This window comes from Arthrobacter sp. alpha11c (assembly GCF_054149985.1).
The window spans coordinates 1,245,507-1,269,566 of the sequence record NZ_CP196747.1 but is presented as its reverse complement, the minus strand read 5'-3'; the positions used below and the strand labels follow the sequence as shown (position 1 = coordinate 1,269,566).

The following is a 24,060-nucleotide window of genomic DNA, read 5'->3' as shown; positions in this document are numbered from 1 at the left end:
GATATCGTCATGACTGGCATCACATTTCACATGGCGTTTCAGGAGACCATGCTCCTGCTGCGAGACGGGTCTGCGCCGCTTGCACGTCCATTGACGAAACCCGCCCCACCACCGCCTAAGCCACCTTGAAGAGGACGAGATGACCGAAGTTGAATCTGTTAACCGGGAACGCGGAGTTGCCCTCGATCGCATGGCGAGGAACCCACCCATCGACACCCTCCTCGGCCTGCTGGAATACCAGGCCGCCGGTTTCCCCAACCGCGAGTTTGTCCGCTTCCCGGAAGGATCGTGGACCTTCTCGGAAGTGGACGACTGGACCTCGCGTCTGGCCCAGCGCTTTGTCTCAGAGGACAGGATCCGCCCCGGCGACCGGGTCGCGATCATGCTGCCCAATGTTGTGCAATGGCCGATCGCTTGGCTGGCGATACTCAAAGCCGGAGGTGTCGCCGTGCCGGTGAACTCTTCATATCGCCGTGCAGACCTGGAATTCGTGCTTCGTGACTCCGGCGCTCGGGTGATCGTCACTGACCCCGGTCACGCCCCTCTTGTTAAAGAGGTGCTCGATGCTAACGGCGATCTGTGTGATGTCCGGATGGTTGAAGCGGCGTCGCGCAGCGAGCTCGCGAAGTATCCGGCGGACAGTCCGGGGACCGCCATCTCGGCGGACACACTCGCCAACCTCCAGTACACCTCGGGAACCACCGGATTCCCGAAGGCGTGCATGCTCACCCACGACTATTGGGTTCGGCTGGGGTGGATATGCGCGGGTGCGGCGGATCTCGGAAGGGATGACGTGGTACTTACCTCGCAGCCGTTTTCGTACATGGACCCGCAGCGGAACACCTCCTTGTGCCTCACGATCGGCGCGCCGCTGGTGGTGCTGCCTCGATTCTCCGCCTCTGGTTTCATGGCGGATGTCCGCCGGCACAGGGCCACGTTCTGCTACGTGCTCGGCTCGATGCCCACGCTTCTGTTCAAGCAGATGCCGAGCCCGCAGGACCTGGACAACGACCTCCGCCTCGTGCTGTGCTCGGCGATCCCCTCTGCGCTGCACGAGCAACTCGAAGAGCGCTGGGGAGCGCCTTGGCGGGAGATCTTCGGGATGACCGAAAGCGGGACTGACCTGATTAGCCTCCCCGAAAGCACGGGTGACGTTGGCAGTGGGCGGCTGGGACAGCCTGTACCCACGAAGCAGGTCAGGGTGGTCGATCCATCCGGCCGGGAAGTTGCGGTGGGGGAGCCCGGCGAGCTGATCACATCCGGTAAGCCGATGATGCTCGGCTATTGGAACCGACGCGAAGACACCGCGAAGGTCCTTCGCGATGGATGGCTGCACACAGGCGATGTCGCGGTCCGTGAGGCGGACGGCTACCGCCTGGTAGGTCGGATTAAGGACATGGTCCGTCGTGGCGGGGAGAACATCGCAAGCGCTGAGGTCGAACGCGTCCTGGAGCGCGACGCCGCCGTCGTGGCCGCAGCGGTGGTCGGCGTCCCTGACGAGCTGTTTGGCGAGGAGGTCAAAGCCTTCGTGCAGCTGGCACACGGCGTTGGGGAAACCCGCGCGACCGCAGAACGAATCATGGAGGGTGCGGGAACCGAGCTGGCACGCTTCAAAGTTCCGCGCTACGTCGAGTTCGTCGCCGACTTCCCGCGTACCCCGTCCGAGCGCGTGTCGAAGCCGGCCCTCAAAGCACGCTCAAGCGAATATCCGGGCATCACCTACGACCTGCAACGACCGCGTGCTGCGGGCAGCGGTAACTGAGGAGCAGACATGACCGACAACTACCTGAACGTGCACATCGAGGGGGAGGTCGCGGTACTCACCTTGAACCGGCCAGACAAATTGAATGCGATGGACGCGTCAACGCGCGTTCGGCTCGCCCAGACGATCCGCCGGTTCGGAACGGGTGACGTCGTCCGCGGGATCGTACTTACGGGCACGGGCCGGGCATTCTCCGCCGGCGAAGACCTGCAGACGGTACCTACCACCTATCCGGAGATCCGCGACGCCTTCGCAACCTTCCACGACATCACCCGCGCCATTCTCGAAACCAGGGTTCCCGTAATCGCGGCGGTGAACGGAATCGCCGTCGGCGGAGCCTCAGAGATCACGCTGTGCTGCGACTTGCGGATCGCCACCCCCGCAGCTGAGTATTACCAGCCCGAAAATCACCGGGGAATCATCATCTCAAATGCCTCGAGCTTCCTCCTGGGCCGCCTGGTACGCAACAACGCCATGCGAATCATTTTGGGTTCTGAACGGATCGACGCCTATGAGGCCCTGAAGATCGGGCTTGTCGATGAGATCGTGCCCGCGGAAAGACTGTTCGGGCGTGCGGCTGAGGTGATCGGGCAGTGGAATCCGGACCCCCGCATCACCGCGTTGCATCTGGATCTGCTGCGGCCACGCATCGAAGACATCGAGGACGCATTCGCCCGCGAGGACAAAGCCGCCCGCGAGGCGTGGGCTTCCGGTGCGTTCACCGAGGGCATCGAGAGCTTTTGGATATCAAAAAACGCGGCGACTTCGCCCAGGACGAGCAATTGAGATCGGAGACCATGGTGATCACCACCGAAGCAGCACTTCTCACAGCGGTGAACGAGCCGCTGGCACTTACCAGGATCCGCGTTGACGCCCCGGAGCCCAACGAGGTCCGCGTCGCCGTCTCGCACGTGGGCCTGTGCCACAGTGACCTGCACTATATGACCGGTACTGTGCAAACAGGTTTTCCTGTGGTGGTTGGGCACGAGGTAGCGGGCATCGTCGAGTCAGTCGGCTCGGCTGTAACCTCCATGCGACCGGGCGACCGGGTCGTCGGCGCCCTCACACCCTCCTGCGGACTGTGCCGCAATTGCGAGGCAGGCCACCCGACACAATGTCAACGCGCAGCACGCATCCGACAGCGTCCCCGCCCGGCTTTCCAGCTGCCGGGAGGCCAAACCGTCGAGCGGCTGGGTGATATCGGCGCTTTCTCGCGCCACATCCTGATGCGGGAGAACTCGCTGGTGAAGATGCCGGACGAGGTAGGTCTGCACGTTGGGTGCCTGCTCTCGTGCTGCATAATCACCGGCGTCGGGGCCGTATTCCGCGGTGCCAAAGTACGCCCCGGCTCCACCGTGGCCGTCATCGGGTGCGGCGGTGTCGGCTCGGCAATCATCCAGGGGGCGCGGCTTGCCGGAGCCTCGGCGATTGTCGCAGTGGATCTCGACGACGCCCGGCTCGCCGCGGCACGCAAGTACGGTGCCACTCATGTCGTTAACGGCGCCACCGACGTCGCAACTGAGATTCGGAAGTTCCTGGGCGACGGCGTTGACTACTCGTTCGAGGCCGTCGGATCTGCGCGCACGGCGGCCAGCGCGCTGTCCGTGCTCCGAAGCAGAGGTACCGCATGCCTGGTGGGCATCGCACCGGATGGCACGGAGCTCACCCTTCCGGCGTCGGATTTCTTCTTCGGCGAGAAGCGCCTCATCGGCTCGTACATGGGCTCGGGCCAATCACACGAGGACATTGCCCAATTCGCCCGTCTGTACCTTCAGGGCCGCCTGCTGCTCGACGAGATGGTCACCGACATCATCCCGTTCCGCGAGATTAATGAGGGCTTCGAAGCCATGAAATCGGGCGAGGTCACCCGCATCGTCGCCGACCTCACCGTCTGATCACACCAATCCATCTACACACACCTATGCAACGAGGGAGGCCGCAGATGACGAACACGCAACTGCCGCTGCCAATCAATTACATCGCGGACGAATGGTCTGGGTGCCTGCTTGTCCCGGACGCCTGGAATCTCGACCCCAACACAGGGCAACCCATCCACCGCGCCGTCACCACGGGCGCGGACGACGTGGAGCGCGCCCTGCGGCATGCCGAGCGGTCGTACCGTGTGGACCACTGGGATGACGCAGCGAAAGAGGAACGCGCGGCTGTCATCGAGCGTGCTGCCGCCATAATCCAAACCCGAATTGAAGACATCGCCCGAACCGATGCCCTCACCAGCGGGGTCCCGATCGCCATGGCGCGGAGGATTGCGGAGTTCCTCCCATACAGGATGCGCTCGGCTGCCGCAGAACTTCGGGTCCTCCCGCGCCGTAAGGCCCTGGCGGCAGGCGGCCGCGACGTGCGGCTGTACAAAGTCCCGTGGGGCCCGGCGGCGATCCTCACTCCATGGAACGGCCCTAGTTTCATCCCCGCGGCGAAGACGGTGAGCGCCTTGGCGGCCGGTTGCCCAGTCATTCTCAAACCATCGGAACATGCACCAAGCAGCGCTCAAATTATCGTCGAGTGCTTCATCCAGGCCGGGTTGCCCAACGGAGCGCTGCAGCTCGTCCATGGCGCCGGGGACGTGGGCGCGGTCATCACCGGTGATCACCGCGTGAAGATCGTCGCGTTTACCGGCGGCACGAACGCTGGTCGCGCCATTGCCCGTGCGGCCGCGGAGGACTTCAAGGTGCTTCAGCTGGAGCTCGGCGGCAACAACCCTGCACTGGTGTTGGACGACGCCGACATCGACGTGGCCGCCGACGGGATCTTGGAAGGGATGACCAAGCTTAACGGCCAGTGGTGCGAGGGTCCCGGAAAGGTGTTGGCCCACAAGAAGCTGGTAGAACCGCTCGTGGACGCCTTGATCGATCGCATCTCCCGCATCAAGATCGGACACTCGCTCGACGAAAATACGCAACTGGGACCCATCTCGAACGCTCCGCATTTCGCCACGCTGCGGAGCCGGATCGAAGGGCTGCGCTCCCACGGCGCAACTATCCATCAGCCAGCACCACTCCCAGCCTTCGAAGGGTTCTTTCTTTCCCCCACAGTCGCTTCGGGAGTCGACGCGGGCGTCGCGACCGCCGAGCTGTTCGGGCCGCTCGTCAGCGTCCACTCCGTTGAGTCCAATGAAGAAGCACTGCGCGCAGCCAACGCCAATCCGTCGGGCCTCGACGCCTATGTATTCGGTAGTGATCTGGAGCGCGCCATCGACATCGGATCCCGCGTGCTGTCGGGCGAGGTGCGCGTGAACGGTGCCAAGATCGCCGATCTGGGGGAGGATTCGGCCCAGAGCTTTTGGGGCACTTCCGGAATCGGCGGCCACGCCCCCGGCGAGTCTATCCGAGTGTTCTGCGGGGATCGCGTGGTCGGCGTTGATTCGCCGGACCTCCCTATCTAACGGCTAAAACTACCTGACCAACACCCCTTGACTGTGATACAGGCCACTGGTCTACTTGTACTAGATCATCTGATTCAGTCAGATGATCATATAGATGAAAGCGGCAATGCCCATGAATATCCCCTCCACTTCCGACACCGAGATTTTCGATGTCATCGGCGTCGGGGCCGGCTTCTCCGGCCTCTACCTGGCCCACCGACTTACCACCGGCGGATGGACCTTTGCAGGTTTCGAGGCCGGACCCAGCGTCGGCGGTACCTGGTTCTGGAACACCTATCCCGGTGCCCGATGCGACGTCGAGAGCATTTACTACTCGTACTCGTTCGACAAGGCGCTCCAGCAGGAATGGACCTGGAGCCAGCGATTCGCGCCCCAGGCCGAGATCCTCAGCTACATCAATCACGTCGCCGACCGGTTCGACCTGCGAAAGCACTTCACCTTCAACACCCGAGTGGTCGGCGCGACGTGGAATGCAACTGACCGGCTATGGAAGGTGCAGCTGGACAACGGCGAAACGCGCTGCAGCCGCTACCTGGTCTCGGGCGCCGGGGGGCTTTCTACTCCCAAAGACTTCGATGTGCCAGGCCTCCAAAATTTTGAGGGGTTACATGTATCCACCAGCCGGTGGAACATCGAACTGGACGAGCTCGCCGGCAAACGCGTCGCCGTGATCGGAACCGGATCTTCGGGCGTGCAAGCCATCCCACTGATCGCCGAGGTTGCGGAGCACGTGACGGTGTTCCAGCGAACCCCCAACTACGTGATGCCAGCACGCAACACTGAGCTCACTCCAGAGCAGGTGGACTCCATCAAGGGTGACTACCATGCGATTCGAGAGGAGTGCAGGCACTCCCTCGGTGGCATCCCCGATCGTCCCACGCCTGACAAGGCATTCGACGTATCGGCTGAAGAGCGCCAGCGTCGCTACGAGCTGGCCTACGAGCGCAGTGGTTTCAACGGGGTGGGGGCGGAGTTCGCCGACTTGCTCACCGACGTCGAAGCGAACAAGACCGCGTCGGAATTTATCCACAACAAAATCCGGGAGATCGTCAAAGACCCGGCAACCGCCGAATTGCTGGTGCCCAAGTACCACCCTCTGGGCGCCAAACGAAGCTGCTTCGGAACTGACTACTACGAGACCTTCAACCGTCCCAACGTCTCTTTGGTGTCGCTGCGCGACGAACCGATCGAGACGATGACCGCCAACGCGATCGTCACCTCGAAGAGGGCGTACGAGGCGGACATCGTGGTGCTCGCCATCGGATTTGACGCATTCACCGGCCCACTGTACGGGCTCAATCTCACGGGTGCGTCCGGCCGGAAGCTGCAGGACGCCTGGCGCGATGGCGTTCGTACCTACCTGGGAATTATGGCTGCGGACCTCCCCAACTTCTTCATGGTGGCGGGCCCGCAGAGCCCGGCGCTCGCCAGCAACGTGGTCATGACCATCGAGCAGGCGGTGGACTGGATCGCGGATCTCATGGAATACGCCCGTGATTCCGGTGCTTCGGTCATAGAAGCAACTGTTGAGGGGCAGAACGACTGGGTGGACATTTCGGAGGAGACCGTCGCCGGGACCCTCTACGCCACTACCGATTCCTGGTACCGAGGCTCCAACGTCGCGGGCAAGCCCAACACATTTTTGGGCTACCTGGGTGGGGTCGGCAAATACCGGCGGATGTGCGCCGAGATCGCCAGGCGCGGCTATCCCGGCGTCGAGATTGACGGCGAGGCAAGCGTGCGTCACCTCGGCCGCATTCACCAGGAGATCTCATGAGCAAGGCAGTCCACCGGCGCTACGTTGCTTTCTCAGACGCGCACTATGCGGGCAATTTGGTCGACGGCGCCTTCGCGCTGAAGCTCTTCGGCGACGTCGGCACGAATCTCTCCATCGAGCAGGACGGCCACGAGGGCCTGTTCGCTGGCTACTCGTCCGTCGAGTTCCTCGCCGCCGTCCGCGGTGGCGATGTGGTCGAGGCGGAGGCCAAGTTGGTGAAGAAGGGCAACCGCAGCCGGACGGTTGACTTCGAACTACGCGTGATCTGCCGTGCGTCCGACGACACCGGCCGATCCCAAGTCCTGACACCGCCCTTGATAGCCGTGCGGGCACGTGGCACCGCCGTAATCCCTTCAGCCCGAAAGTAGAAACAATGAAACTAATTCACGAAACCGGCTGGGCGGATCCGCCCAGCACTGCCGAGCAGCACCTGACCGGTGACATCGATTGCGACGTCGTCGTGGTCGGCGGCGGCGGGGGCGGCATGTCAGCCGCACTCCGCCTGGCCGAGAAGGGCGTCGACGTCGTGCTCCTCGAGGGACAGACCCTGGGCTGGGGTGCCAGTTCCCGCAACGCTGGCTACATTACGAACTCGATCGCCGCTGATCCCGAGATGCTGGGCCTCATGCTCAAGCCCGAGCGGCTGCGCAATCTCTACCAGTTCGCCGAGAACGCGGTGCACTTCGCCACGGACGCCATCAGCCATCACGGGATCGACTGCGGCTACCAGCAGGAAGGAATCGTGATGGCTGCAGTGTCCAAGGGGCAGCTGCGGCACGCGCGCCGCAACGCGAAGGTGATGGCCGACGCCGGCTCGTCTGCCAAATTTGTCGAGGGTCGCGAGGCGGGCCTTCCGGAAGGCTTCTTGGGCGGAGTGCGCGAGGGCGTCGGTGGCACACTCAACCCTGGCGAGTTCACCCTGGGCCTGCGGGCCGCGACGATCGCGTCCGGTGTGCGCGTCTACGAGCACACCCCCGCCCTCGATCTCACCGACACTTGCGGCGAGGTCAGGGTAAAAACACCGAGCGGAAGGGTTCGGGCCCGCAAAGCGCTGTTGACCACCAACGCCTATAGCGCTGACCTTTCCAGCGCGCCGAGGAACCTCGCGACCCCCGTGTGGACCTCACTGGTCGAGACTGAACCTGTCGCCCCCGAGCGCCTTGATGACATCGGCTGGACCAGCCGGGCCCCGATGGTCACTCTGCACATGATCCTGGAGAGCTACCGCGTCACTCCACGGGGCACCATCGTGTTCGGTACCCGTCGTTTACAGACGGGACGGAACCCGTTGCCTCACCGCACTCCCGCACCAAACGTGGCCGACGACCTCGTCCGCGGATTCCGCGAGCGGTTTCCAGGCCTGCGAGACATCAAACCGCAGAAAGCCTGGGGTGGCTGGATCGGGATGAGCTCGACGTGGCTCCCCGTTGTTGGCGAAGCGTCCGACAACGTCCTGTACTCGCTCGCCTGTAACGGCCACGGGTTCGCCCAGGCACAGTACGTGGGCCATCTGCTGGCGGACCGGATCAGCGGTGCGCCACTGCATGAGGACCTGGCCGCCATCTGGCACGGACGAAAAGGCTTCTCGCCCAGCTTGGTTGGCGGCGCTGTGCTGCACGCGGCTTGGCTTGCGGACCGCGCCTCCGACCGCCTGGCTGCCCTCACAAAATGACCATTCATCTCCGACCGACTGCTCGGCTTCTTTGCCGGCCAGCCGACCGGCTGAAGTCACCTTTCAAGGAGAAATCATGTCTATCACAGAACTATTTTTCGCGGTCGCGGACATCTGGATGGTCGCCGTGGGATTCACCTACGGGATCAAGTTCATCCGGAACTATAAGAATTATCTGCTGGGCATCGAGTGGATCGTCGTCGCCACATCAGGCACAAACTTCCTGATCTATGGCCTCATCAAAGCTGGCCATGACAGCCCGATGTACGCCTTCGCGTACTTCCTCGACGCCTTCTCCCGGTCCACCGGCATCACGCTAATCCTGATCCTCGGACTGCTGAAGGTCACCCACCGGTACAAGCCGTCAGTGGTGGTGGACGTCGGTGCCTTTGCCCTCGCCGCGGTGGCGGGTTTCCTCCTCAGCCAGTTCGCCGAGGAGATCGGCACTCCGGGCAAGATCTTCTACATCGTCGTCAACGTGCTCACTACGATCTTCCTGATTTTCTTCGTCAAACGCCTATGGGATATCAATGAGCGCGGGCATGCCGTGTTGGCCGCCGTTGCCACCGCGTGCGGATTCGCCATTGCCTCGATTTACGACTTCGTTCCCATTCCGGGTGACGACGCGGAGCACACGATTTTCTACATCTTGGCGCTTTCCACATGGGGCTTGCAGATGTTCGCGTACTACCGCGCCTACCGGGCCTACGACGCGTACAACAAGCGCACTGAGGACCCGGCGATCAGCGGCAGTGCTGCTGTTACGGCTTGATACGCGCATCCTCTTAAGCAAACTTAGTCAGGAGTTGTGATGACATCGCTGGAATTGCAGGAAACGAACACTGAGGTGGTCGTCATCGGCGCCGGGATGGCAGGGCTGATTGCCGCGACCACGTTGTCGCCGGAAACCAACGTGGTAGTGCTCGAGTCCAGTGATCGCGCGGGCGGACGAGTCGAGACAGTCAGGCAAGGTGACTACTGGATCAATGTCGGCACCCAGTTCACTGAGGGCACGGGTACGCTCATCGACGCACTCCACAGGCATGGCATCAAGATGGGCTCACTCGCGGGCAAGAGCATAGCGCTGTACCTCAACGGCACGCTGGTCGACACGTCGAATCCCATAGCACTCATGTTCGGTACACGGATGACAATGGTGGACCGTCTCGGCATGGCCATCGTGGGTGCACGCATCCTCTCCGTCATGCCGTTCCTCGAGTCGAAGAACCGTCTTGCACAACGGGTGCGTGCGAAACTCGACACCAGGCTCGGGTCTTATCTACTTAAAGGAGTCCGGTCGGAACTGGTACACGCCCTCGTTCGGTCCTGGTCTGCGCAGTGGATGGGATGCGAGGTTGAGGAGACGGCAGCCACCCAGTTTGTCACGTCGGTGGGGCCTACCCTGGCCGACCCGGAGAAGATCCCAAACTTCTCGCTACCGGTAGGTGGCAACCAGACGTTGACGGATGTTCTGGTGGAGGATCTCGGTGACCGTATCCGGCTGAACTCGGCAGTGCAATCGGTGAGGCAGGACGGAGACGGTGTAGTGGTTGACTACCACGACGATGGCCGTCCGGCACGGCTGCACGCCAAGCGAGCGATCCTGACGGCGCCCGGCGATGTCGCCGCCCAGATCATCCCGAACCTCCCTCAGCAGCACCGGATCGCCTTCAACGACATCACGTACGGCCGCTACGTGGTGGTCGGATTCTTCACCGACGAAGTCGGACCCCAACGCTGGGACGACTACTTCGCCGTTTCGTCGCCGCAGCTTGCATTCCAAGCGCTGTTCAACCACGCAGCGGCGATGCGAAGCGATGGCACTCGAAAGTCGGGAGGAGCGCTGGCCTGCTTTGCCGGAGGCGCCAAGGCCGACGCGCTGTTCGATCTGCCCGACGAAGAGATCGTGTCGCTATTTACGAAGGACCTGTTAGCCATCTTCCCCGAGTTGGAGGGAAAACTGGGCGAGGGGATCGTGCGGCGGCACCGCCGGGTGGTGCCCTTCTGGGCTCCCGGGCGGAGAAACTCGCTTGCCACATTGCGTGATCCGCTCGGAACCATCCATTTCGCAGGCGACTATCAGCTCGACCTGCCGTCCCTTGCTGACGCTGCCACGTCGGGCGAGCGAGCGGCAAGGTCGGTGTTGGCGAGCCTGAACGGTCAGCGCTAGAGGAGGCCCACGCCGCCCTTGCTAGTACGCAGGCCCGGGATTCAACGTGGATCCCGGGCCTGCGAGCGTTTAAAGACTCATCAACCCATGCAGAGACCCGAATTTGGTCGCTTAATCAAGTCAAAGGTCTTGATCACATGACCCAGATCACATAGTCTATGAGATGAATCACAACCAGTCGGTGAACCGAGCAGGATCTTGTACCTGCGCCCCCGATGATTCCCCCCAAAAAATGATTACCCCGCGCCGGTTTTCCTGGCGCTGGTCTGACAGCAAGGAATCAGGCATGACAGAAATAAATGACATGACCCGCCTCGGTCGGGAGCTCAATGCTCGTCCCAGCCCCCGCAAGGCACCGCTCATCGGAGTTGGGGCTTTGCTGGTCACGCTGACCAACGCGGTCATCTTCGTCCTGCCGCCGCTACTGCCAATCATCCAAGCGCAGTACGGCCTCGCCACAGTTTCGGAGACGACCTGGCTGTACACCGCCCTCACACTGGCCGGGGGAGCGGGCTTCATTCTGCTGCCACGCGTCGCTGACGTGTACGGCGACCGCAAAGCGTCCGTGATTGCATCGGCTGTCCTCATGCTCGGCGCTCTGGTCTCTGCCCTGGGTGACTCATACGGGGCACTGCTGGTCGGCTGCGCCCTCATGGGATTCGGAGGAGCAGCCCAACTTCTGCCCCTTGGGTTCCTTCGCCGCAACCTGGCCGAAAACGGCATCACCGTGGGTGTCGCCGTTCTGGTCATCGCTACCGGAATCGGCATCGTCGTCGGCATGATCGGTGGCGGCTTGGTCGTTGAGTTTCTGTCGTTGCGCAGCCTCTTCTGGATCCTTTCGGCTGCATTCGCCGCGTCCACTCTGGTGTCATACGTCGTCATCCCGCGGACCCCGCCTGCCGAGCCTTCCGGCCGTATCGGTGCACTTGGGACGATCTGGATGGTGGCCTGGGTGGCAGCGATCCTGTTGGCACTGACCCAGGGACTGGTCTGGGGCAACGCGGCGCTTATCCCACTGGTCGCCGGTCTCGTTGGTGGCGTCGCATGGGTGCGCGTGGAACGACGGTCGAAATCAGCCGTCTTCGACGTCGCCCTGCTGAAGTCTCCGTTCGTCACCGCCGCGTGCGTTTGCATCGCCCTGTTCGCATCTGTCAACGCAGCGTTTCTGTTGCTGCTAAGCACCTACAGCCAGGTCCTCCCGGAGGCTCTCGCCCCAGCGGATGCCTACGGACTGGGTCTCAATGCCCTGCAGACGGGCCTGCTCATGCTGCCCTTCGCAGGGATGTTTTTGGTGGGCAGCGTCGTTGCTGACCGTCCGGTCTCCCGGGGCAAGGGCGGGACCGCTCTGATGGTGGGTGCGGCGATCTGTGCAGCGGGGCTCGCTTGGATGGCTGTGGCCCATGATCAGCAGTGGCACTACCTCGTGGGCGCTGCCTTGATGGGACTTGGCTGCAGTATCGGCTATGCCGCCGGCTTCACCATGGTCCAGCTCGCAGCGCCGGAAGAGAAGGCCGGGATGGCAGCAGGGGTGGCGGGGACAGCGATGGCTGTGGGATTCGCCATTGGTACTGCGTTGGTCTCGGGTGTCCTCAGCGCCACGGTCGTTCAGGTTCCAGGGACGGAGATTGTGGTTGCCACGGAGGACTTGTACGGCACTGGATATTGGATCGCCGGCGTCCTTGCTGCCTTGGTGCTGCTCACCGTTTTGGTCTCCCGAGCTCGTACGGCCCGCCGAAACCGGCAATCCAAACCGGTCCAGCCGGTCGTTTCACCGAAGTAAGGATCCGGCACCCAGGTTCTGTTGCCAACAGCATGGGAAAGCGGTCCCGGGCTAGCACTAGCCCGGGACCGCTTTCTCTTTGCGCTTGGGAAAGACGTAGGTCCGTAGACCTAACCGTGGAAGTTTCTGCCATTGACCCTTGTTGAGGCGCCTGTCCTGTCGAGGTAAGGGGTGATGCCGCCCAGATGCAAGGGCCAGCCAGCGCCCAGAATCATGCAGAGGTCAATGTCCTCCGGACCGGCCACAACGCCTTCTTCCAGCATCAGACCGATCTCTTGGGCGAGGGCGTCCTGCACGCGCACCAGCAGTTCTTTGGATGTGCTGGACGAGCTTCCGAAGCGAAGCAGTTCGAGGGTGGAGGAGGAGATGGTTCTTGTTCCATCCGAGGTGTCGGTCCAGATGGAAGGGACGTCGTTTCGGATCAGGTGCTGCAGGTTGGCCGAGATGCGGAAGCGCGTGCCAAAGGCGGCGTGCAGGGACTCCGTGACGTGTTGCGCCACCGGAATCCCGACCAGAGCCAGCAGGTCAAAGGGGGTCATGGGCAACCCCATGGGCCGCAGTGCGTCGTCAGCCACCTCGGCGGGCGTGCCGTCGTCGAACGCGGTGATGACCTCACCCATCAGGCGCAAGAGGATGCGGTTGACCACGAAGGCGGTCGAGTCCTGTACCAGAACCGGGGTCTTTCTCAGCCGTTGGGCCAGATCAAACGCTGTGGCCAGAACCTCGTCGCCTGTCTTTGGGGTTCTTACGATCTCGAGCAGCGGCATGGCGGCGACAGGATTGAAGAAGTGGAAGCCTATAACCCGTTCAGGGTGGCGCAGTTCAGCCGCCATGTCGGCCACGGACAGCGAGGAGGTGTTGGTGGCCAGGATGCACGCGGGCGATACAACGGCTTCCACCTCGGCGAGGACTTCTTTCTTGACCGACAGTTGCTCGAAGACCGCCTCGATAACGAAGTCTGCGTCTGCGAAAGCCGCCGTTGATGCTGTGCCGGACACCAAGGCTTTTGTGCGGCTGGCCGCTTCTTCGGTGATGCGCCGCTTGGCCAGTTGTGTATCCACTGCTGCGTGTACGTGTGCCACGCCCTTGTCAGCCCGAACCTGGTCGACGTCCTTCATGACGACTGGTACCTGCAGCCGGTGGGCGAAGAGCAGGGCGAGCTGGCTCGCCATCAGACCGGCCCCCACAATGCCGACTTTCGTCACCGAACGGGGGGATGAACCATCCGGCGCGCCTGCGGGATGTTTGGAACGCCGCTGGACCAGATCGAGGAAGGCGTAGACGGAGTCCTTGAACTCCGGGGTCTGCATGAGCTCCGCCAACGTTGCTGCCTCAACCTCCGCGGATTCGTGCTGGGAGAGATGCCGGCCTCTCTCCATCAGGTCCAGCACCTTGCCTGGAGCCGGAGCGGCATTGGCCGTCTTGACATCCACGAAGCTTCGCCCTCGGGCAACAGCGGCGTCCCAGTCGGTGTTGGTGAAGCCGGCGTTCCCGGCGCGTCGGCTCTTTACCCCGTTGATTGCGTCGGGACGGTTGGTGATGACCTTGGCCGCCCAGACCAGGGAATCCTCAAGGAAGGCTGCTTGGCTGAAAAGGGTGTCGGCGATGCCAAGGTTGAAGGCTTCGCGGCCCTCGAGTGCCTTGTTGTTGTTCAGCGGGTTTTCGATCATGATCTTTACTGCGTTTGTAGGCCCTATGAGGCGTGGCAGTCGGTAGACCCCGCCCCAGCCGGGCACCAGGCCGATGAATGCTTCCGGCAGGGAGATGCCCGACGCTGCTTCGGAGACGGTGCGGTAATCCGTCGCGAGGGCGAGTTCGAGGCCGCCGCCCATGGCGGTTCCATTGATGAAGGCGAAGGTAGGTAGGGGAAAGGATGCCAACGCCGCGTAGACTTCGTGGCCAAGTTCCGCCATCTTGTGTCCCATGGCTGGGTCCTTCAGGTTTCTCAACACCGAAAGGTCAGCCCCTGCCGCGAAGCAGCCGGGCTTGCCGGTAATACCGATGGCTGTAATCTCGCCGGAATCGGCCCGTTCCCGTAGCTTCTCAAGCAGGGTCCCCAGCGCGACCAAGGATTTTGGCCCCAGCGTTGTTGGTTTGCGGTCGATCCCGTTGTCTAGGGTGATCAGGGCGAAGGTTCCTGCTTCAGGTAGCGGGATCTCGCTCAGGTGGGGGTGGGTGGTCGTCTCGTAAGGGATGGCTTCGACCAGTTCCTGGTATTCGGTGTAGCTCATGTTGTTGTTGCCCTTTCCGGAATCACACCAGCGGCGGGGGAGTTTTCTGCATACTGGGCGGCTAGTTCCCGTTTGAGGACCTTGCCGCTGGGGCCAAGAGGCAGTTCGGTCATGAGTTCGATGACCCGGGGGTACTTGTAGGCGGCCAGCCGCGCCTTGGCAAAGGTGATCAATTCTTCGGCCGTGATGGTGCTGTCAGGCGTTGGAACGATTGCGGCGGCTATTTCCTGGCCTTGGATCTCATGGGGAACACCGAAGACGGCAGCACTGATGACGTTTGGGTGTTGGCTAAGGATCTCTTCAACTTCGCGTGGGTACACGTTGTAGCCGTTGCGGATGATCATGTCCTTCGTGCGATCCATGATCCGCAGGTAGCCGTCGTCGTCCTTGATGCCGAGGTCTCCGGTGCGGAACCAGCCTTCCACCACCGCTTCTGCGGTAGCGTCGGGTCGGTTCAGGTAACCCTTGAAAAGATTGTGCCCCGGACTATGAGTTCCCCGAGCTCGCCCCGGGGCAAGATCTCGATGCGCTCGGTGATCTCTGGACGGGCGATCTCAATTTCCACACCCCAGATGGGGGTGCCGATGGTTCCTGGTCTCGGACTGACGCCGACGTGGTTGAAGCTGGCCACAGGGGACGTTTCGGTCAGGCCGTAGCCTTCGTAAATGTCAGCACCGAAGGATTCACGGAATTTTTCGAGTACCGCGACCGGGAGGGAGGAGCCGCCGGAGATCCCGTAGCGCAGCCCGTCAGGGCGGGCTGGATTAGCCTTGGCGGCCTCCAGCAGAGCAACATACATGGTCGGTACGCCGAAGAAGACCGTGATCTTGTGTTTGTGCACCAGTTCCAAGGCAGCGGCCCCGGTGAATCTGGGACACATGACGATGGTGGCGCCGGCGCGCAGGCCGGCGTTGAGCACGCAGGTCTGGCCGAAGGTGTGGAACAGCGGCAGGCCGCCGAACACCCTATCGCCGGGTCTGAGATCGAAGGTGTCGGTCAGCAGTACATTTACCTGTTCCATCAGGGAGAAATGCGTGCCGAGGGCACCTTTGGGTTTCCCTGTTGTCCCGGACGTATAGAGGATGGTCGCGGTGTCTTGAGGCTTGCGCGGGACATAGCCATGAATCGGGGCGGCGGCGGCGGCTTCGGATTCCAGCCGGGCCGGACCATCAATAGTTTCAGGGGCCATCACGGTCAGCACGTCGACCTCTGCCGCTACGGCGCCCGGGGCGCCCTCTCCCATCAGCGGCGCAGCACAGATCAGCAGTCTGGCCCCGCTGTCTCGGAGTGCGTACTCAATTTCGCGGGCCTTCAGCAGTGCATGGACAGGAACCACGATTCCTCCGAGGGCCAGGACCGCGTAGTAGGCGCGGGCGAAGTCGGCCACGTTGGGGATGAGCAGCGCAACGGGGTCTCCAGGTCCTACGCCGCGGGCGCGCAGGGCCCCCGCGTAGGACCGGGTTTGTTCCCAGAGCTGCCCGTAGCTGGTTTCTTCGTCCCCGACGATGAGGGCGATCGCCTCAGGGCGGCGGGCGGCGGACTCGGCCAGTATGGCCGCGACGGAGATCGTGCCGAAGCCGTCATTGGCTGGCGTGTTTGTCATATTGCTTGTCCTTGGTTGATGAGGGGGAGCGCCGTTGGTTATGCCTTGAGAATCAGGGCGTCGCCTTGTCCGCCGCCGCCGCACAGGCCGACGACGCCTGTGCCGCCGCCGAGACGCTTCAGCGCCAGCGCCTGGTGGAGGACCAGCCGGGCACCGGAGGCGCCGACGGGATGTCCGAGCGCGATGGCCCCGCCCTCGGTGTTGATGCGGTCTGTGCTGATCCCCAGGTCCCTGGCGGATTGGATGATCACGGCCGCGAAGGCTTCATTGATTTCAATAAGGTCCAGGTCCTCTGCGGCAAGTCCTTCACGCTTGAGGGCGTGTTCGATGGCCCGCGAGGGCTGGGAGTGCAGGGAGGCATCGGGGCCGGCCGTCTGTCCGTGGGCTCCGATCTCCGCTATCCACTCCAGGCCGGCAGCTTGGGCGGCGGCCTTGCTGGCAATGATCACCGCTGCGGCCCCATCGGAGAGAGGAGACGAGGAACCGGCCGTAATGGTTGCTTCCTCGTGTGTCGAGAAGGCCGGTTTGAGCTGGGACAGTAGTTCCGCCGTCGTTCCTGGCCGGACGCTCTCATCGGAATCCAGTACCAGAGCTGGGCCTTTCCGTTGCGGGATCTCAAGTGGGGCGATTTCCTCAGAAAGAATGCCGGCCTGGCGGGCTGCTTCGGCACGCTGGTGAGAGCGTGCGGCGACCTCGTCCTGTTCTTGACGGCTGATGCCGCGGGTGGTGTTTCCGCTGTCCGTGGCAGTGCCCATCAGTTCTTGGCTGAAAGGATCCTGCAGGCCGTCATGGTTCAGGGAGTCCACCATAGGCGTGTCTCCGATGGTGACCCCCGACCGGAGGCCCTTAACCAGGTGTGGGGCGTTGGTCATGGATTCCTGACCTGCCGCCACGACAAAATCGGCTTCACCGGCCCGAATCATCCGGGCCGCGTCGATCACGGCGGTCAGACCGGAGAGGCAGAGTTTGTTGACCGTCACGGTGGGCACGTCCCAACCGATACCAGCGGCCAGGCTCGCCTGCCTTGCCGGGCCTTGACCTGCGCCGGCCTGGATGACCTGCCCTACGATGACTGCTTCGATATGCTGGGCGGCGACGCCGGAGCGTTCCAGCGCGGCGCGGATGGCGTGCGCGCCCAGCTCGCTGGCGGAGAGGGAGGCGAGGCCGCCTCGGAAACGGCCGAACGGGGTGCGGGCGCCGCCGAGGATTACGGGAACATGAGCGTCTGTGGTCATTACGTTACCTTTGAGTGGGGTTTGACAGTGGGGTGGAATGGAATCTGTGCGCCGTGCAGCGTGAGTCGCTCAGGCGAACGCTGAGATCCCGGTGATCGAGCGCCCGATGATCAGGGCCTGCATTGTTTCGGTACCTTCGTAGGTGTGAATTGCCTCGACGTCGGCCATGTGTCGGGCAACACGGTTGGCCAGCAGTATGCCGTTGCCGCCGAGGAGATCCCGGGCGTTGGCGGCAATGGTGCGGGCGGTCCGTGTGCAGGTGAACTTGGCCAGCGAGGCCTGGCTGGGAGTTAGCTGGCCGGCTTCGTCCAAGCGCGTCATTTGCATCACCATCAGTTGGATGGTGACCAGTTCGCTCTGCATTCTTGCCAGGCGTTCCTGGATGATCTGGGATGCGGCAAGGGGGCGCCCGAATTGTTTGCGCTGGGCCGCGTATTGCACGGCGGTTTCATAACACGCGGTCGCGTGTCCGACAGCAGACCAACCCACTCCGACGCGCGTTGCCAGCAGTACCTTGGCCGTGTCTTTGAAACTCCGTGCCAAGGGCAGAACGTTCGCGGTTGGGACGAAGACGTTCTCCAATCGGATGTGAGCCTGCCAGATCGCACGCAGTGCCAGCTTGCTCTGGATGGTGCTGGCAGTGTAGCCAGGGGAGTCCTGCGGGACCAGGAAGCCGTGTACCTGGCCATCGTCTGCCCGCGCCCACACCACGGTTACTCCGCCGATTGAACCGTTGCCGATCCACTTCTTCTCACCGTTGAGGACGAAGCCGCCCGGGGCACGCGTCGCGGTAGTTTCCAGTCCCACCGAATCTGAACCGTGCGTCGGTTCGGTCAGCGCGAACGCGCCGTACTCCTCGCCACGGGCCAGTGCCGGCAGCCAGCGCTGCTTCTGTTCTGGGGAGCCGCAATAGGCTATCGAGCGCAGAGCCAAACCTCCCTGCACCCCTACAACGGTGCCGATGGATCCGTCGCCGCGGCTGAGTTCCATGGTTACCAATCCTGCGGCCATCCTGCTCATGGGTTCGAAGCCATCAGCGTCGATGCCGTCCCGCAGCAGATCCAGGTCCCCAAGACGCTTGATCAGATGCAGCGGGTAGTCGGCCCGGTCCCAGTAATCGCTGATGATCGGCAGGATCTCTTCCTTGGCGAACGTCCTGGCGCGGTCCCGAAAGGCCTGGTCCTCGGCGCTTACGTTACTGAAGATCCGGGCCGGATCTGTCTCGACCTCGCCCGTCAGCACGTAGTCGGGTTCGTGGGTTCCTGCCGAAAGACTTTCCGCTAAGCGGGGATCCGTTGCGGCCGGTATTGACTGCGTCGTCATTGTGGGAATCCTCAGATCAACTAGGGCGTGCCCCGAGCCTCCAGAGGTGCGGGGTCTATTTCACGTCCATAATGAGTTGAAACTGAGTGCCATGTCAAGAGACTCGGTGCCACGCTCAAGGGATGGCACGGTTTATCGCCTCGAGAATGTCCTGCTTGTTTGCGCCCGATTCAAAGACTGTGACAATGACGGCAGGCGGCCGATCCCCATCTGAGCCGGATCCGTAAAGCTCGCGGCGAAACGTCTCGGCCAATGCTGCAAGTTCGCCCTTGAGCCTGCTTCTCAATTCGACGACGGGTACGGCATCCGGGCGCGTAACCACTGGCGTAGGAACGCGTTGTGGACCGCCACCATCGAAGCAGCAACGGCAATCGCACCGATCATGCCGCGCATTCTCCGGAAGCGCGGCTTGGAGATGCAAGCGGAAGGCCCGCTCGTAACTGTGGGAAGTCACCAGCTCGCGGTCCCGCAATGCGGGCACCTGCTGGAGCAGCTGATATCTGGCCAGGGCTGTTCTTCGGTGATGCAAATGGTGGTCGAAAGCCATGGCCGCGGCATCGGCTACAGCCTGCAGCGGATCGCCGGTGCTGTAGCGTCAAATGATCGTTGAGTTGCCGGAGGATGCGGTCATGGTCAGCGGAAACCATACCCTCCTTGGATCCGTACTTCCGGAAGAACGTACTGACGGCTGATGCCTGCTCGCATCGGCCAGTTCCTCCACGGAGGTGGCCTCATAGCCCTGCTGGATCAGTAGATCAAGTACCGCGGCCACAGCCATGGACGGGTCGGTGGGGGTAACGTTCGGCATGCCCGTGAATCTAACACGTCTACAGTTGATTGGCGGTTCGCGACGGTGCGGTTGCCATGGTTGGGAACCTGCTGCAGGCCCTGCCCGGGGCAGCTTAACTGCCTGGGGCTGAAGTGTGCCGGGCGGCGTCCGGCGAGCAGGCGAAGAACTGCGGCTGCTCAACCGCTGCGATTGGAACAACAAGCCACCGGCCGCCATAGAACTCGACATAAGAGTCGGAGGGGCACCGCGCGTAGGCTTCTTCCCGAGTCGATGTCTTCCCTCTCAATCGGAGATGAACTGGATCACATGACCAAGTCTGAGTGCGACTTGATCGTACGATCAAGTCAAATGTCCCGTTTGGTGAGCTTTTTAGGTGAGGCCATTTCGCGTCGAGGCCCTGACGTGGACAAGCCGTTTGTGCTTTAGTAAAGCCATGGCTGCTCCCATTGAGGACTATGCTCTGCTCTCGGATCTCCAAACCGGGCCCCTGATCTCCAGGAACGGGAGCGTTGACTGGCTGTGTTTCCCATGGTTCGACTCCCCGTCGTTGTTTAGTTCCCTCCTCGGCCTCGAGAGCCATGGCCGCTGGCTCCTTTCTCCTCACCAGTCCGGAGCGGTGGTAGTGAAGCGGCAGTACGTCGATTCAACATTTGTGTTGGAGACAGTATGGAAAACGCCGACCGGTTCGGCACAGGTGACGGACTTCATGCCGCTGGGGCATACGGGGTCGTCGATTCTGCGTCGGGTTACGGGGCTGGATGGGCGGGTCGAGATGCGCCAGGAACTGATTATCCGATCCGCGCTACGGCACCGTGGTGCCGTGGTCCAGCCGAATCCAGGACGCCGCGGTTCCTGGTCGAATGGTGTTGTTGGCCATGGCAGGCCCGGATGCCGTTGCGCTGCGGGCACCGTATCTGCCTGAGGCCCATGCGCGTGGGCACTCGGGCGAATTCCATATAGCAAGTGGAGAAGTTGCCGACTTTGAGCTGACGTGGTTTCCTTCACACCGGCCTGTCCCTCCAGCGGTCGACGTCGACGCTGCCCTTGAACAAGCCATCGGTTATTGGACGCGATGGGGCAGCCACTGCCGTTCGGATGGTCCTTACGGAAGTGCAGTGAAGCGTTCCTTGTTGGTACTGAGGGCGTTGACGAATTACGAGACGGGTGGCATCGTTGCCGCGCCAACGACCTCCCTGCCGGAGGAGTTCGGCGGACCGCGGAATTGGGACTACCGGTACTGCTGGCTGCGGGACGCGGCTTTGACGCTGGAAGCCATGCTGACCCACGGCTACGAAACCGAGGCCCTCCAGTGGCGCAACTGGTTGCTCCGGGCGCTGGCCGGCGAGCCCGAAGACCTGCAGATCATGTATGGCATCGGCGGCGAACGGGACTTGCCGGAGCAGGTCCTGGATCATCTGCCGGGCTACCAGAACTCACGGCCCGTGCGCGTTGGAAATGCTGCGGTCGCCCAGTTCCAGGCAGACGTTGTGGGAGAAGTGATGGTCGCGCTTGAAAGGCTCCGCATGGCCGGAGGCAGGGAAGATCCCTTCTCTTGGGCGCTTCAGCAGATCCTGCTGGGCTTTGTCGAGAAGCACATCGAGAATAGGGACTTTGGCCTGTGGGAGATGCGCGGAGAACCTCAGTTCTTTACACACTCCCGGGTCATGATGTGGGCCGCTTTCGACTGCGGCATCCGAGCCGTGCGGAACCACGGCCTGAAAGGACCGAGCTGACCATTGGGACCATCTGCGTCAGCGTCTACGCACGGAAATTATGAGTAAGGATTCGACCCGGACCTCAATTCCTTCACTCAAATTTACGGCGGAGGGCAAACCGACGCCTCCTGACTGGTCATGCCCCAGGTTGGCTTTCTTCCCGATAACGATGAGCGAATGGCCGGGACAGTCGCGCGTCTGGAGGAGGAGCTCCTCACTGAACAACGGTCTGATTGTTGCGATACCGCACCGAAAGCGGCGTAGACGGACTGGACCCGGGCATGAGCACCTCATTCCTCGCATGCTCCTTTTGGCTTGTTGAACAGTACGCAAGGACAGGCCGAATGTACGAGGCGAAAAACCTGATGGACAAACTCGTGGGGTTCGAGTAACGCAGCTCGGTCTACTGAGTGAAGAGATACGCAGCCAAGGAAATGCATATGGCCGGCAGTTTTCCCAGGCGTTCGCGCATCTGGCGCTAGTCCGTGCCGCCGATGCCATCCATGGTGTGGACCTGCTCAGCTTGGCCGCGAGATGGTTAGGACAAGCTGCGGAGTGACAGTTCGAGCTGTTCGAGCAGTATGTCGGCGTGCTCCTTACCGAATACAAGTGGCGGACGCATTTTCAGGACGTTGTCGTGGGGTCCCACACGACTGATGAGCACGCCGCGTTCACGCATGTCCTCGATGAGGATTTTCGTCAGGCCCGGGGCTGGGGTCCGGCTGCCGTCATCTTCTATGATGTCTATTCCGAAGAACAGTCCGCGCCCCCTTACCGAGCCAACATTGACGCTGCCTTGGGCGATGCGTTCGAGGCGGGCACGAATGTACTCGCCCAAGTGGCTGGCTTTGGCCATCAGGTCTTCCTGTTCCATGAAGCGCAGCACGGCCAGTCCGGCGGCGGAAGAGACAGGGCTTCCTGCAAAGGTGTTGAAGAACATGTTGTTCTGGCCGAATTCGTCGAGCAGTTCAGCCGTGGTGACTACGGCGCCGATAGGGTGTCCGTTGCCCATGGGCTTGCCCATCGTTACGAGTTCCGGCTCTATGCCGAACATTTGGTAGCCCCACATGCCGGATCCGGTGCGGCCGAAGCCCGATTGCACCTCGTCGGAGATGATGAGGCCTCGTGCGGCACGGACGCGGGCGGCGACACCCTCGATGTAGCCGGCGGGCAGCTGCAGAAGCCCCTCGGTGGAGAAGAGGGGGTCAAAAAGGAATGCAGAGACGCCGTGCCCCGTGGCTTGAAGTGATGCGATGGCGGCGTCAACGTCAGACAAGGTACTGCTTAAGCAATGCGGGCACGTCGGCCTCTTCAACGCCGTGAGTGTCGGGAATCCGGAGGGGCCGGACATGGGAACCGAGCGGTTCGCGCACCGTCAATCCCGTTGTCAGCTCGGCCAGACTGGTGGTGTTTCCGTGGTAGCTGAAATCTGAAACCAGCACGCCGGTGTTCCCCGTGTGTTGTCGCGCGATCCGCAGGGCGAGCTCGTTGGCTTCCGATCCGCTGTTGGTCAGGAACAGCCGTTCCAGAGCGCCGTCAAAGGTGCCGAGCAGGGCTTCTGCGTATTCCACTACACGGTTGTTCAGGTAGCGGGTGTGCAGGTTGATGGTGAGCAGCTGTTGGTAAATCGCGTCAGCCACGGCGGGGTTCGCATGGCCCACGTGTGGAACGTTGTTGTAACCATCAAGGTAGATCTTGCCTTGCGCGTCGGTCAGCCAAACGCCAGAGCCGGAGACCAGTTCCAGCGGCTTCTCGTAAAAGAGGGGGGAGTGCGGGCCAAGTGTGGCGTATCGGCGGGCCAACAGGTCCTTGCCTGGCTGCTGCACCTGGGACTCAGTCTTAGTTTCCGTAGTCATGGCTGTCTTTCTGGCGCCTGCCAGCCTTAGCCGGCCGCGTTCTGTTTGCGGTGAAGGTGGAGTGGGGATGACTGGTTCTATGCCGGTTTAGTGAGGAGGCCTTCGACGAGCAGTTTTACGGCGGCTATCTGTTGCTCGGCGGTTCCGGGTGTCACGGCGGCCCGGGCGCCGGAGGCTCGAATGGCTCCCGACAGGGCCGTGGCCAAGGCATCACTGTCGGAGCCTTGGCGCAACTGACCTGCAGCGAGGGCAGTGGAAAGGTCGAGTTTGATCAGTGCCTCAAACGACTCGGATGTCCGCCGCACACCGGAAAGAACAGGTGTGACGTCCGGCCCCATAAGGCCATAGAAGCGTCCTGAAGGACTACTGGTCATTTCCACGTAGGCCCGTGCCAAAGCTGATATGCGGCCTGCTGTGTCGCTTGCTTCATCGCGGAGCTCCAGGCCTCGGGCGTGCACGGCGTCTGCGACCCGCAGGTACACTTCCCGGACTACATCATCGCGTCCGCCGGGAAAATGCGCGTACACAGTCCCCCGGGAGAGCCCAGCCCGCTGGCTGACTTCTTCGAGGGCGAGCCCGGAGTAACCACCCTCGCCCAACATCTCTGCCGCAGCGTCGAGAATGTCTGATCGCGTCCGAAGCCGGTTGCGCTCACGCAGCGACAGTTGCTTGTCCGTTCTCAGGTCCATGCGGTTATCCAACCTTCCCAAGGCCATCTGTTGTCTTGCTTATTCAATAATGACACA

At 62.3% G+C, this 24,060-nt stretch carries 20 protein-coding genes and 1 pseudogene; 12 read left to right on the top strand and 9 right to left on the bottom strand.

Translation table 11 applies throughout. The annotated features are described in order from the left end of the window. The first annotated feature begins 139 nt into the window (after positions 1–139). From ACTAQJ_RS05835 to ACTAQJ_RS05790, 10 genes are all read left to right on the top strand, one after another. Positions 140–1,762, top strand: coding sequence for a class I adenylate-forming enzyme family protein (locus tag ACTAQJ_RS05835; RefSeq protein ID WP_498701401.1), 1,623 nt, complete (start codon positions 140–142; stop codon positions 1,760–1,762). Between the two features lie 9 nt (positions 1,763–1,771). Beyond that, positions 1,772–2,548: an enoyl-CoA hydratase/isomerase family protein gene (locus ACTAQJ_RS05830; RefSeq protein WP_498701400.1), complete on the top strand. Its 777-nt coding sequence runs from the start codon at positions 1,772–1,774 to the stop codon at positions 2,546–2,548. Beyond that, positions 2,503–3,657 carry a Zn-dependent alcohol dehydrogenase gene (locus ACTAQJ_RS05825; protein ID WP_498701399.1) on the top strand — a complete coding sequence of 385 codons (1,155 nt, stop codon included), beginning with the start codon at positions 2,503–2,505 and terminating at the stop codon, positions 3,655–3,657. The genes ACTAQJ_RS05830 and ACTAQJ_RS05825 overlap by 46 nt, the downstream gene beginning before the upstream one ends. Before the next feature lie 47 nt (positions 3,658–3,704). After that, positions 3,705–5,162, top strand: coding sequence for an aldehyde dehydrogenase family protein (locus ACTAQJ_RS05820; RefSeq protein WP_498701398.1), 1,458 nt, complete (start codon positions 3,705–3,707; stop codon positions 5,160–5,162). Between the two features lie 94 nt (positions 5,163–5,256). Next, complete coding sequence (locus tag ACTAQJ_RS05815; RefSeq protein WP_498701397.1) at positions 5,257–6,939, top strand: flavin-containing monooxygenase; 1,683 nt, start codon at positions 5,257–5,259, stop codon at positions 6,937–6,939. Then, positions 6,936–7,307 carry a hotdog fold domain-containing protein gene (locus ACTAQJ_RS05810; RefSeq protein WP_431114846.1) on the top strand — a complete coding sequence of 124 codons (372 nt, stop codon included), beginning with the start codon at positions 6,936–6,938 and terminating at the stop codon, positions 7,305–7,307. Before ACTAQJ_RS05815 ends, ACTAQJ_RS05810 begins: the two co-directional genes overlap by 4 nt. Positions 7,308–7,312: 5 nt before the next feature. Then, positions 7,313–8,611 carry an NAD(P)/FAD-dependent oxidoreductase gene (locus ACTAQJ_RS05805; protein ID WP_498701396.1) on the top strand — a complete coding sequence of 433 codons (1,299 nt, stop codon included), beginning with the start codon at positions 7,313–7,315 and terminating at the stop codon, positions 8,609–8,611. A 76-nt stretch (positions 8,612–8,687) separates the two neighbouring features. Further along, a complete protein-coding gene (locus ACTAQJ_RS05800; protein ID WP_431114848.1) occupies positions 8,688–9,383 on the top strand; it encodes a hypothetical protein in 696 nt (231 codons plus the stop codon). 39 nt (positions 9,384–9,422) lie between these two features. Then, positions 9,423–10,781, top strand: coding sequence for a flavin monoamine oxidase family protein (locus ACTAQJ_RS05795; RefSeq protein WP_498701395.1), 1,359 nt, complete (start codon positions 9,423–9,425; stop codon positions 10,779–10,781). Between the two features lie 286 nt (positions 10,782–11,067). After that, the gene (locus ACTAQJ_RS05790; RefSeq protein WP_498701394.1) at positions 11,068–12,561 is read left to right on the top strand and encodes an MFS transporter; all 1,494 of its coding nucleotides are present in this window, start codon (positions 11,068–11,070) and stop codon (positions 12,559–12,561) included. 110 nt (positions 12,562–12,671) lie between these two features. Here the strand turns inward: ACTAQJ_RS05790 and ACTAQJ_RS05785 are convergent, their stop codons facing one another. The 6 genes and pseudogenes from ACTAQJ_RS05785 to ACTAQJ_RS05760 form a co-directional block, all read right to left on the bottom strand. Next, a complete protein-coding gene (locus tag ACTAQJ_RS05785) occupies positions 12,672–14,792 on the bottom strand; it encodes a 3-hydroxyacyl-CoA dehydrogenase NAD-binding domain-containing protein (RefSeq protein WP_498701393.1) in 2,121 nt (706 codons plus the stop codon). Next, a pseudogene (locus tag ACTAQJ_RS05780) lies at positions 14,789–16,395 on the bottom strand (long-chain-fatty-acid--CoA ligase). Before ACTAQJ_RS05780 ends, ACTAQJ_RS05785 begins: the two are co-directional and overlap by 4 nt. Before the next feature lie 38 nt (positions 16,396–16,433). Further along, positions 16,434–17,630, bottom strand: coding sequence for an acetyl-CoA C-acyltransferase (locus ACTAQJ_RS05775; protein ID WP_498701392.1), 1,197 nt, complete (start codon positions 17,628–17,630; stop codon positions 16,434–16,436). 69 nt (positions 17,631–17,699) lie between these two features. Then, positions 17,700–18,953, bottom strand: a complete 1,254-nt coding sequence (locus tag ACTAQJ_RS05770) for an acyl-CoA dehydrogenase family protein (protein ID WP_498701391.1) — start codon at positions 18,951–18,953, stop codon at positions 17,700–17,702. 115 nt (positions 18,954–19,068) lie between these two features. Further along, positions 19,069–19,500 carry a hypothetical protein gene (locus tag ACTAQJ_RS05765; protein WP_498701390.1) on the bottom strand — a complete coding sequence of 144 codons (432 nt, stop codon included), beginning with the start codon at positions 19,498–19,500 and terminating at the stop codon, positions 19,069–19,071. A 48-nt stretch (positions 19,501–19,548) separates the two neighbouring features. Beyond that, positions 19,549–19,761 carry a hypothetical protein gene (locus tag ACTAQJ_RS05760; protein WP_498701389.1) on the bottom strand — a complete coding sequence of 71 codons (213 nt, stop codon included), beginning with the start codon at positions 19,759–19,761 and terminating at the stop codon, positions 19,549–19,551. A 415-nt stretch (positions 19,762–20,176) separates the two neighbouring features. Here ACTAQJ_RS05760 and ACTAQJ_RS05755 point away from each other — a divergent pair, with 415 nt between their 5' ends. Further along, entirely contained in the window at positions 20,177–20,665 is a 489-nt protein-coding gene (locus tag ACTAQJ_RS05755; RefSeq protein WP_498701388.1) for a trehalase-like domain-containing protein, read from the top strand. Beyond that, positions 20,619–21,476 (top strand): glycoside hydrolase family 15 protein, encoded by an 858-nt coding sequence (locus tag ACTAQJ_RS05750; protein WP_498701387.1) that lies wholly within the window; start codon positions 20,619–20,621, stop codon positions 21,474–21,476. The genes ACTAQJ_RS05755 and ACTAQJ_RS05750 overlap by 47 nt, the downstream gene beginning before the upstream one ends. 520 nt (positions 21,477–21,996) lie before the next feature. Here the strand turns inward: ACTAQJ_RS05750 and ACTAQJ_RS05745 are convergent. From ACTAQJ_RS05745 to ACTAQJ_RS05735, 3 genes are all read right to left on the bottom strand, one after another. Next, positions 21,997–22,734 carry an aspartate aminotransferase family protein gene (locus tag ACTAQJ_RS05745; protein ID WP_498701386.1) on the bottom strand — a complete coding sequence of 246 codons (738 nt, stop codon included), beginning with the start codon at positions 22,732–22,734 and terminating at the stop codon, positions 21,997–21,999. Next, on the bottom strand, positions 22,727–23,314 hold the full coding sequence (locus ACTAQJ_RS05740) for an aminotransferase class III-fold pyridoxal phosphate-dependent enzyme (RefSeq protein ID WP_498701385.1): 588 nt from the start codon (positions 23,312–23,314) through the stop codon (positions 22,727–22,729). The genes ACTAQJ_RS05745 and ACTAQJ_RS05740 overlap by 8 nt, the downstream gene beginning before the upstream one ends. Before the next feature lie 77 nt (positions 23,315–23,391). Further along, on the bottom strand, positions 23,392–24,003 hold the full coding sequence (locus ACTAQJ_RS05735) for a TetR/AcrR family transcriptional regulator (RefSeq protein ID WP_431114859.1): 612 nt from the start codon (positions 24,001–24,003) through the stop codon (positions 23,392–23,394). Positions 24,004–24,060: the final 57 nt, after the last annotated feature.